Genomic DNA, 9,279 nt, shown 5'->3' on the forward strand with positions numbered 1-9,279 from the left:
TTTTCCGAACAAATAGTTGAGATGTATCGAAGTGTCGCCGCTCCCTAATACGCCATACCAAAGCCTCCGTATTTCCAACCCTGCCCTTAAAGTCATTGTCTCTGTTGTCACCTGGGCAGCAGAGAGATTTGGGTTTTGGGCGCGACCACGAAAGGGCGCTGCGGGTGAGCTTTCCGAAATGAACATTTTGGACAACCTGTACTGGGTCTATAAAAGTAAGAACCCCATTCAGCAGCCTGAAGCGGAGCTGGATCAGTCCGGCTTTATGACTAAAACGACGGTACAACTTTCAACCGCTGGCATCAGTGACACATCAAATTCGGTCACTCTGAGCTTTGCCGGGGACATTCTAAGAACCCACAGGGCCAGTGTCGCAAAAGATCAAGTATATGCTGAGATCGAAGATCTTTTGTTTCAGGATGATATTTTGGTCGCCAACTACGAGTCACCTGTAACGACACAGCCTTTGATTGACGAAGTGATCGGGGACGCTGGCCCGCCGATCGAATGTGCGTCGGAAGAACAGTTCGATGCTTTGACCAGCCATAACGAGAGGTTCATTGATGTTTTGAACCTTGCAAACAACCATATTCTCGACATGGGTGTTGAGGGGCTTGAGACGACTTTGAACGTCTTAAGTGACAGAAATATCATGCAAATCGGCGTGAATGAGAGTTTGGCAGAAGCCACAGACGTCAAAACGATCGAACGAAAAGGGGTAAAGTTCGGATTTGCGTCCTGCGCTTTTGGTACCAACGGCCACGCGCTTCCTGAAGGTCAAAAGCAGAGCATCAATATCGCCAAGCTGACTTCAAAGCATCAAGCGCCGGACACCACCCTTCTAAAGACACAGATTTCGAACGCAAAAGCGGCTGGCAGTGATCTGGTTATTGCGATTATTCATTGGGGTCATGAGTTCGAGCTGTTCCCGCGCCGAGCGCAGCAAGAAGCCGCACAGGACTTGGCCGAATTCGGAGCTGATCTTATCGTCTGCCACCACCCCCATGTCCCTCAGCCGATTCAGCTGTATCGCACGCAGACCGGAGATCGGACGGTGCCAATCGCCTATTCCCTAGGAAGTCTGCTGTGGGGTTTCGCCGATAGAGACATTGCCAGCAGCACGATTATGCAGATTGAAGTACAGAAGACTGAGGGCAAGGCCGAAATAACAAATCTGAAGGCGACGCCAGTGCGTTGGCATGCCCATGAGATTGACGGCAAAGTCTTTCAGAAGGTGGCGCGATCAGAAAGCTGAAAGTGGTCAGGGCCCAATCTCGGCCATCAATGCCGAATGTCTATGCGTATAGGCACATCTTACTTCAACGGGTGGCCGCAATTTGATCTGCAGCCCTTCCATAATAACCCTGTCCGGGCGGCCGAAGAATTTTGTCGCCTCGGTCTCGGAAAAGCCCGCGATCTGGGTGGCTTCCATCCAGGCGCTGATCTTGTCGGCCTTTTTGATTTGCCGTTTTACTGTTTTAGGCACCGCAGCGGGTAGGCCGAACCGGATGTGGATCGCCGCAGCCAGCCGGTCATCCAGTGCGCCATAGTCGGGACCGACAGCGGATTTGACCGGAGAGATCATATCTCCGATCACGTATTCCGGCGCATCGTGTAACAGGGCCGCCAGCCGCCATTTGACCGGTGCCTTGGGGGCAATACGACCAAAAAGCTCTTCGACCAACAGCGAATGCTCGGCCACCGAATAGGCGAAATCGCCATGTGTCTGCCCGTTCCAGCGGGCCACAAAGGCCAGCCCATGCGCGATATCCTCAATCTCGATATCCACCGGTGTTGGGTCCAACAGGTCCAGCCTGCGCCCGGACAGCATTCTTTGCCATGCGCGGGGTTGTGTTGCCATTCTGCCATGCCTTGTGAAGTGGGACACATTAAATTCGCATTTTTGTGGTAAGCTGTACCTGTCAAGATCACCAGCTGCCAACTTTTTCTTGAGCAATCGTGCTTTGAACAAGCGCGCGGTGATACCGACATTTGTACCGAGGGGGGCGCATGCTCCTCCCGGTGTGCCCCTCTCGGACGTAACTCGTATCGAAAGGAGCTTGCTATGTTCAAGCGTTTGTTAGGAATTGCTCTGGCCTTTGGTATGGCCGCCACTGCACCGCCTGCCTTTGCCCAGCAAAGCTGTGCGCTGCGTGATCAACTGATTTCAACGCTACAGGACAGTTATTCCGAGGAACTGGCCTTTGGTGGATTGCAAAAATCCCGTGGCTCGCAATCGGTGATGGAGGTCTGGACCTCAGAGGAAACGGGTAGCTATACCGTTTTGGTGACACGTCCGAACGGCATCAGTTGCATTGTCGCCGTTGGGACCGACTTTTTCCAAGCGATCCCCAAAATCAAGGTAGAGGGCATACCAAGTTGATTTTGGCGGCTTAAAACCCCGTTTCCGGCCATCTGCGTTGCCACGTCCCAAAAGGGATGCTAGGGCAACCCGGATTGAACTATACCGGAATGGAGCACCTGATGGCCGGGGACTATATCGTCAAAGACATTTCGCTGGCCGGGTTTGGCCGCAAAGAACTGGATATTGCAGAGACCGAGATGCCGGGCCTGATGGCCCTGCGCGCGGAATACGGTAACGCAAAGCCCCTGAAGGGCGCGCGTATTGTCGGGTCGCTGCACATGACCATCCAGACAGCCGTTCTGATCGAAACACTTGTGGCGCTGGGCGCGGATGTGCGTTGGGCGTCGTGCAACATCTTCTCAACCCAGGACCACGCGGCGGCGGCGATTGCCGAAGCCGGAATTCCGGTGTTCGCCATCAAGGGCCAGACGTTGGAAGAGCATTGGGATTATCTGGACAAATCCTTCCTGTTCACCGACGGCCCCAACATGATCCTGGACGATGGCGGCGATGCGACGCTGTATATCCTGCTGGGCGCCCGCGCCGAAGCGGGCGAAGACATTATCCCCGTACCGGGCTCGGAAGAGGAAGAGGCCATCAAGGCGCAGATCGCCAAACGTTTGGCCGCGTCCCCCGGTTGGTTCACCAAAATGCGCGACCAGATCCAAGGCGTGTCCGAGGAAACCACGACCGGCGTGAACCGTCTGTACCAGCTGGTCAGGGAAGGCCAACTGCCGTTCCCAGCGATCAACGTCAACGACAGTGTCACCAAGTCGAAGTTCGACAACAAATATGGCTGTAAGGAATCGCTGGTCGACGGTATCCGCCGCGCCACCGACACTATGATGGCTGGTAAAGTTGCCGTGGTCTGTGGCTATGGTGACGTGGGCAAAGGCTCGGCCGCGTCGCTGCGCGGTGCCGGTGCCCGTGTGAAAGTGACCGAAGTTGATCCGATCTGCGCCCTGCAGGCCGCGATGGACGGGTTCGAGGTTACGCTGCTGGAAGACGAAGTTGACAGCGCGGATATCTTCATCACCACGACCGGCAACAAGGACGTGATCCGTATCGAGCATATGCGCGCGATGAAGGACATGGCCATCGTCGGCAACATTGGTCACTTTGACAACGAAATTCAGGTGGCCAGCCTGAAGAACCACAAATGGACCAACATCAAGGAACAGGTGGACATGATCGAGATGCCCTCGGGCAATCGTCTGATCCTGTTGTCCGAAGGCCGCCTGCTGAACCTGGGCAACGCCACCGGTCATCCGTCTTTTGTGATGTCGGCTTCGTTCACCAATCAGGTGTTGGCCCAGATTGAGCTGTTCACCAAAGGCGATCAGTACGAAAACAAGGTCTACATCCTGCCTAAACATCTGGACGAGAAGGTTGCACGCCTGCATCTGGACCGTATCGGCGTGAAGCTGACGCAGATGGACAGCGAACAGGCATCGTATATCGGTGTGAATCCGGAAGGCCCCTATAAGCCTGAACATTACCGCTATTGATTGCGGGTCAGGCATGACCAAACCTTCTGGACGCCGTCGGATATTGCATCTGGCGGCGTCTTTCGTTTTCTCAGCACTCGCCTTGGTGGTTTTGATGGGTGGGGGTGGCTACTGGCTTTTGTCCCACCCGCAATCACCGGTTCCGGACCACTGGAACCCTTTGCGAGATCTGACCATTACGGCTCGGGTCACGCCGGTCACACCTGTGCAAATGCGACGAGCTTTGGCCGATGAAACGCAGTGCAGGGCCGCATTGGCCGGGGCGGGGGTAAGCTTTTCCCTGGTCGAGGATCTGATTGTCGACGAGAAATGCGGAATAGCCGGGCGCGGGGTTCTCTCGGGCTTAACCACGGCCAGCGTCAATGGCGTCGAGACCCGTTGTGCCACGGCTCTGCGATTGGCCATGTGGGAACACCATGTGGTCCAACCCGCCGCGCGCGAGATGTTTGGCAGCAGGGTGCGCAGCTTGCGCCACCTGGGCAGCTATAACTGCCGGCGAATGCGCACCGCGCAGGGAAAGGACAGCGGTTGGAGCAGTCATGCCACCGCTGATGCCATCGATATTGTCGGGGTCGAGTTGGCAGATGGGCGAAGCCTGAGCCTGCTGTCGGACTGGACAACACCCGGACCCGAAGCAGATTTTCTACACCGGATTGGCCGGGGTGCATGCGAATGGTTTCGGGTGGTACTTGGGCCAAACTACAACCGGCTGCATGCGGACCACTTCCATCTTCAGGGACCGGGTTGGGGATATTGCAGATAACCACCGGTCGGTTAGTAGGTGCCATGTCGGCACGCTGCGCTGGTTTCAACATTTTCCCGCTGCGCCCTGAATCCAAACCACCTGACCCTTAACAGAAGGCCAGAATCAGGCATTGTGGTACGCGGAGTCTATCTGTGCTGCCATAATTTCGCTTACGGGGAATGACCTGAAATTTTCCCTTTGTGTAAACAGAACAACTGACTAACCTTCCGACACCTGTTCATAGGCGCATTGAAAATCGCAGCCAAAGCTGCTCAACGGGAGAAATATTCATGGGAAAACGCGACGAACTGATCGCCAAATACGCAGATGATCTGAAAAACAAATGCGGGATGGACCCCGACATGGACCTCTTGACCAAGGTCACAATCGGATGTGGTCCGGCGATTTATGACGCCGACGCGTCGACCGTGGCAGCCACTCAGTCAGGTGAGCTTGAGACCGTCAAAAACAACTTCCTGATCAAGAAACTGGGCCTTTCCGACGGCCCCGAGTTGATGGAAGCGATCAACAAGGCGCTGGAAACCTATGGCATGTCCGAGCGCAACAAGTATCGTGCTGTCGTTTACTATATGCTGACCAAGCATTTCGGCAAAGAGTCGGTCTATAGCTAAATCCGGGTTTCGACCAATCAGCGCCCGCCCGATCTGTGGCGGGCGTTTCCAATTTTAGGTACTTGTTGTTTGTGCCAAACCGGCCAAATGGGCTAGTGTCATTTTGTGACCAGGACGGTCAGAACCGAAATTCTATACGCGTGTGGTGAGTCGGGAGCACGCGGGGTAGGGAAGGTTCTGCATCTGTCAGGACCTTCCCTTTAATCAATCCGATTTCGTCTGCCCCAGATCGCAGATCACCTGCCATTCGGCATCGCTGACCGGTTGTACGGACAGGCGGGAATTCTTGACCAGAACCATCTCATCCAGACGTTCATCCACTTTGATCTGATCCAGCGTGACTGGGATGGTGAACGGGCGCACGGCTTTGATATCCACACATTCCCAACGCTCATCCTCGGTGGTGCTGTCTGGATGGGCTTCGGCGCAAACCTCAACAATGCCGACAATCGCCTTGTCTTTTTGCGAATGATAGAAAAAACCACGGTCGCCCACGGCCATCTGCCGCATGAAATTGCGTGCCTGATAGTTGCGCACCCCATCCCATTCTTCGCCCTCTGCGCCCTTGGCGACTTGCTGGTCCCAACTCCAGGTCGAGGGTTCAGATTTGAACAGCCAATACGCCATCAGCCGACCACCTTTTTCCAGACGATCAGATCAACCGACTGGAACAGACCTGCCTTGGCATAGGGATCATTGTCGGCCCAGTTTTGCGCCGCCGTCATATCCTCGACCTCGAGGATGATAAGTGATCCGATCATCGCATCGCCTTCCAGAAGGGGCCCGGCCTGGGCAACAACACCGGTTTCTTCGATATAGGCAAGATGGGCGGAACGGTTATCCAGCCGGGTTTGCAGCGCGTCGGGTTTATCCTTGGCGATAAGGGCGATCAGCATGTTATTCCTCCTTCAGGGGTCGGTTCAGCAGCCAGCGCATGGCTTCACCAACGCTGCATTCTCCGGTACTTATTTCTGACACGATGGTGCTAATGGGCATGTCCAAATCTTCTGCTTTGGCAATTTTGGCCAAAGCCTTGGCCGTGGCAACACCTTCGACGGTTGTGTTTGTGTCAAAAGCATCCCGACGCCCGAGCGACAGGCCAAATCGATAGTTCCGGGACAGTTCGGAACAGCAGGTCAGTACCAGATCACCCATACCCGACAGGCCCATCAATGTTTCAGGGCGGGCCCCGCGCATCAGCGCAAAGCGCTGCATTTCGGCAAAGCCTCGCGTCATCAAAGCGGCCCGGGCGCTTTCGCCCATGCCCTCGCCAATACAGGCGCCGCATCCGATGGCCATGACGTTTTTCAGGGCCCCGCCGAGCTCGGCGCCAACAGTATCCGCAGTGCGATAGAGGCGCAGATTTGTGGTGCTCAATTCATGCTGCAGGTCACGGCCAATCGCATCATCCGCACAAGCGAGGGTCAATGCGGTGGGAAGGCCGCGCGCGATGTCGTCCGCAAAGCTTGGCCCGGTCAACAACGCAGCGCGTGCCTCTGGGATGGTTTCACGGACAACGGAAACCGGCCCAAGGCCCGAGGTCAGCTCTATCCCTTTGCAGCAGGCGACCAGCGTTTTATCTCTGAGGGTAGCGGAATGCACACACAGCGCGCTCCGCAATTTCTGCATCGGCACGGACAGGAGGATGATTTCGCTTTCTGCCGCCAGATCAGCGTCCGAAGTAACCGTGATCGCCTTGGGCAAAGGTGCATTCGGCAGGCGCGCGCTGTTTACGCGATGGTTCTGTATCATCTGGGCCTGTTCCGGATCCCGAGCCCATAGCGTGACGGGGCCTTTCCCGGCCAGCGAAATCGCCAGAGCTGTTCCAAACGCTCCGGATCCCAGAACCGACACGCTCATGCTTTGGCTCCTTTTTTACCGCTGCCCAACATGGCCGGGCTGGTTTGATCCAGAGGCCAACGCGGACGCGCGGTCAGGGTCAGATCATCGGGGGCACCCGTGCGGAAACGTTCAATTCCGGCATAGGCGATCATGGCGGCATTGTCGGTGCACAGGGCCAACGGAGGGGCGGTAAATCTGGCACCTTTTTCGACGCAGATAGACTCTAACGCGGTACGAATGGCCGAATTTGCCGCAACGCCGCCCGCAACAGACACAACCGCCTCCGCAGGGCCTTCCAATAGGTAAAGGTCGATTGCGCGGCGGGTTTTCTCGGCCAAAGTGTCCACGATGGCCTGTTGGAACCCGGCGCAAAGATCGGCGCGGTCCTGTCGCGTCAGGCCACCTTTTTCGGCCACGATCTGGTCGCGCATTCGCATCAGCGCGGTCTTGAGCCCGGAAAAGGACAAATCGCAGCCCGGACGGTCCAGCAGTGGCCGCGGAAACCGGAACCGTTTGGGATCGCCCGTGCGGGCTTCGACCTCGACCGAGGGGCCACCGGGTTGCGGCAGGCCCAGCAGGCGGGCTGTCTTGTCAAAGGCCTCGCCCGGGGCATCGTCGATGGTGCCGCCAAGGCGGGTGAACTCCTCGGGCCCATGGGCAATCAGGTATTGGCAGTGCCCGCCCGAAACCAGCAGCATCAGATAGGGAAACGCGATCCCGTCCGTCAGGCGTGGCGTCAGCGCGTGACCGGCCAGATGGTTGACTCCGATCAATGGCAGGCCCGTGGCGGCACTGATCCCTTTGGCGCACATGACGCCTGACATAACCCCCCCAATCAGGCCGGGACCGGCGGTTACGGCAATAGCGTCCATGTCGGCAAGGCCCAAACCTGCGGCCTCTAACGCCTGCATCACACAGATATCCAGCTTTTCCGCATGGGCGCGGGCGGCAATCTCAGGCACCACGCCACCAAATGCGCTGTGCAATTCGGTCTGGCCATAGACAACCGAGGACAGCACCTCGGCGGCTGTATCATCGGATTGGCGCACGACTGCGGCGGCCGTGTCATCACAGCTGCTTTCCAACCCGAGGACAGTAAGTGTTTGCACCATTGGCCTGATCCGTTACACCTTGGTTGCCAAGCGGGGTATCACCCTGCGCGGATGCAAACAATCCCAAGGCCGAAGGCGCCAACTGTTGTATTTGTTGATGACCCGCCCGCGCGCTGCGTCTGAAAGGTTCGTCGCGCAGTTGCCAACCCGCATCAGAAGCCGGGTAGAGGTTATCCATTCGCCGATCCTGGAAATAAAACCTTTGGCGGTGCAAGTGCATGCGGATGAAGCAAAGGGGCTGATCTTTACTTCGGCCAACGCCGTTAATGCGGCGATGTCTTTAGATGTATCTCGAAAGATGCCGGCCTTTTGTGTCGGTCCTGTTACCACCGGAACTGCCAAAGGCGCGGGCTGGGATGCCCGGATGGTGGGTGCTACCGCCGAAGAGCTGATTGCAAACCTGCTAAAGCACCGGCCCCAAAGCCCGCTGCTTCATCTTCGGGGGGAACACAGCCGGGGTAACATTGCTGAACGGTTGACCGAATCCGGTCTGGCTGTGCGTGAACAGCCTGTCTATAAACAGCACCTGTTACCGCTCACAGATCGGGCAGGCGCCGTTGCTGAGGGCAATGAACCGGTGATTGCCCCCATATTTTCACCCAGAACAGCGCGACAATTTGCCGACATCTGGGTGGGTTCGGCACCACTTTGGCTGGCTGCAATCAGCGAGGCCACGGCTGAACCCCTTTATTCCTTGGATTATGTCCGCCTGAAGATTGCCAAAGAGCCGACACCGAAGAAAATGCGGAAAGCCGTTAAAAAGCTTGTGAAACATGCGATGCGGGTTGAGGGCGGCGAGGCCACAGATTAACTTAGTCTGGTTAGTTGTTCAGGTTGTTTTGGATTCGAAAAGGGGAACATTGCGGTGGCTGGTAAGAAGAAAACCGATCAAAAGCCGGAAGATGACCCCAAGGCTGACGCAGTCGAGGACATTGTCCAGACCCCGGATGAGGCACCTGTTGACGATGCTGACCCCGTAGAAGAAACGCCTTCCGAAGCCGAAGCCGAAGCCGAAGCCGAAGCCGAAGCCGAAGCCGAAGCCGAAGCCGAAGCCGAAGCCGAAGCCGAAGCCGAA

At 56.6% G+C, this 9,279-nt stretch carries 11 protein-coding genes and 1 pseudogene; 7 read left to right on the top strand and 5 right to left on the bottom strand.

The annotated features are described in order from the left end of the window. Nucleotides 1-16: 16 nt before the first annotated feature. A complete protein-coding gene (locus AC2FIP_RS16430) occupies nucleotides 17-1,255 on the top strand; it encodes a CapA family protein (protein ID WP_496787266.1) in 1,239 nt (412 codons plus the stop codon). 6 nt (nucleotides 1,256-1,261) lie between these two features. Here AC2FIP_RS16430 and AC2FIP_RS16435 read toward each other — a convergent pair whose 3' ends face one another. Beyond that, nucleotides 1,262-1,861 (bottom strand): HD domain-containing protein, encoded by a 600-nt coding sequence (locus AC2FIP_RS16435; RefSeq protein ID WP_281995807.1) that lies wholly within the window; start codon nucleotides 1,859-1,861, stop codon nucleotides 1,262-1,264. Nucleotides 1,862-2,065: 204 nt separating this feature from the next. Between AC2FIP_RS16435 and AC2FIP_RS16440 the strand changes: the two genes are divergently transcribed. From AC2FIP_RS16440 to AC2FIP_RS16455, 4 genes are all read left to right on the top strand, one after another. Continuing rightward, nucleotides 2,066-2,383 carry a hypothetical protein gene (locus AC2FIP_RS16440; protein ID WP_496698658.1) on the top strand — a complete coding sequence of 106 codons (318 nt, stop codon included), beginning with the start codon at nucleotides 2,066-2,068 and terminating at the stop codon, nucleotides 2,381-2,383. A gap of 101 nt (nucleotides 2,384-2,484) precedes the next feature. Beyond that, nucleotides 2,485-3,873: an adenosylhomocysteinase gene (gene ahcY / locus AC2FIP_RS16445; protein ID WP_496787271.1), complete on the top strand. Its 1,389-nt coding sequence runs from the start codon at nucleotides 2,485-2,487 to the stop codon at nucleotides 3,871-3,873. A gap of 13 nt (nucleotides 3,874-3,886) precedes the next feature. Continuing rightward, entirely contained in the window at nucleotides 3,887-4,636 is a 750-nt protein-coding gene (locus AC2FIP_RS16450; protein WP_496702940.1) for an extensin-like domain-containing protein, read from the top strand. A gap of 272 nt (nucleotides 4,637-4,908) precedes the next feature. Next, nucleotides 4,909-5,250, top strand: a complete 342-nt coding sequence (locus tag AC2FIP_RS16455) for a DUF2853 family protein (RefSeq protein WP_496703286.1) — start codon at nucleotides 4,909-4,911, stop codon at nucleotides 5,248-5,250. A 204-nt stretch (nucleotides 5,251-5,454) separates the two neighbouring features. Here the strand turns inward: AC2FIP_RS16455 and AC2FIP_RS16460 are convergent, their stop codons facing one another. The 4 genes from AC2FIP_RS16460 to tsaD are packed head-to-tail and all read right to left on the bottom strand — an operon-like array spanning nucleotide 5,455 to nucleotide 8,204. Then, entirely contained in the window at nucleotides 5,455-5,877 is a 423-nt protein-coding gene (locus AC2FIP_RS16460; protein WP_281995804.1) for an EVE domain-containing protein, read from the bottom strand. Beyond that, entirely contained in the window at nucleotides 5,877-6,146 is a 270-nt protein-coding gene (locus tag AC2FIP_RS16465) for a YciI family protein (RefSeq protein ID WP_282027485.1), read from the bottom strand. Before AC2FIP_RS16465 ends, AC2FIP_RS16460 begins: the two co-directional genes overlap by 1 nt. A 1-nt stretch (nucleotide 6,147) precedes the next feature. Beyond that, the gene (locus AC2FIP_RS16470) at nucleotides 6,148-7,110 is read right to left on the bottom strand and encodes an NAD(P)H-dependent glycerol-3-phosphate dehydrogenase (protein WP_496787268.1); all 963 of its coding nucleotides are present in this window, start codon (nucleotides 7,108-7,110) and stop codon (nucleotides 6,148-6,150) included. Beyond that, complete coding sequence (gene tsaD / locus AC2FIP_RS16475; protein ID WP_496787269.1) at nucleotides 7,107-8,204, bottom strand: tRNA (adenosine(37)-N6)-threonylcarbamoyltransferase complex transferase subunit TsaD; 1,098 nt, start codon at nucleotides 8,202-8,204, stop codon at nucleotides 7,107-7,109. The genes AC2FIP_RS16470 and tsaD overlap by 4 nt, the downstream gene beginning before the upstream one ends. A gap of 85 nt (nucleotides 8,205-8,289) precedes the next feature. Between tsaD and AC2FIP_RS16480 the strand changes: the two genes are divergently transcribed. Together AC2FIP_RS16480 and AC2FIP_RS16485 are read left to right on the top strand one after the other, a co-directional pair. Then, nucleotides 8,290-9,015 (top strand): uroporphyrinogen-III synthase, encoded by a 726-nt coding sequence (locus AC2FIP_RS16480; RefSeq protein ID WP_496698650.1) that lies wholly within the window; start codon nucleotides 8,290-8,292, stop codon nucleotides 9,013-9,015. A gap of 54 nt (nucleotides 9,016-9,069) precedes the next feature. Next, a pseudogene (locus tag AC2FIP_RS16485) lies at nucleotides 9,070-9,279 on the top strand (hypothetical protein); the annotation flags it as partial.

Source organism: Ruegeria sp. CDSB114, from assembly GCF_059611025.1.

Bases quoted from the DNA above. Each gene is read 5' to 3' on its own strand.
- AC2FIP_RS16435 (WP_281995807.1), bottom strand. From the start codon at position 1,861: ATGGCAACACAACCCCGCGCATGGCAAAGAATGCTGTCCGGGCGCAGG.
- AC2FIP_RS16440 (WP_496698658.1), top strand. From the start codon at position 2,066: ATGTTCAAGCGTTTGTTAGGAATTGCTCTGGCCTTTGGTATGGCCGCC.
- ahcY (WP_496787271.1), top strand. From the start codon at position 2,485: ATGGCCGGGGACTATATCGTCAAAGACATTTCGCTGGCCGGGTTTGGC.
- AC2FIP_RS16450 (WP_496702940.1), top strand. From the start codon at position 3,887: ATGACCAAACCTTCTGGACGCCGTCGGATATTGCATCTGGCGGCGTCT.
- AC2FIP_RS16455 (WP_496703286.1), top strand. From the start codon at position 4,909: ATGGGAAAACGCGACGAACTGATCGCCAAATACGCAGATGATCTGAAA.
- AC2FIP_RS16460 (WP_281995804.1), bottom strand. From the start codon at position 5,877: ATGGCGTATTGGCTGTTCAAATCTGAACCCTCGACCTGGAGTTGGGAC.
- AC2FIP_RS16465 (WP_282027485.1), bottom strand. From the start codon at position 6,146: ATGCTGATCGCCCTTATCGCCAAGGATAAACCCGACGCGCTGCAAACC.
- AC2FIP_RS16470 (WP_496787268.1), bottom strand. From the start codon at position 7,110: ATGAGCGTGTCGGTTCTGGGATCCGGAGCGTTTGGAACAGCTCTGGCG.
- tsaD (WP_496787269.1), bottom strand. From the start codon at position 8,204: ATGGTGCAAACACTTACTGTCCTCGGGTTGGAAAGCAGCTGTGATGAC.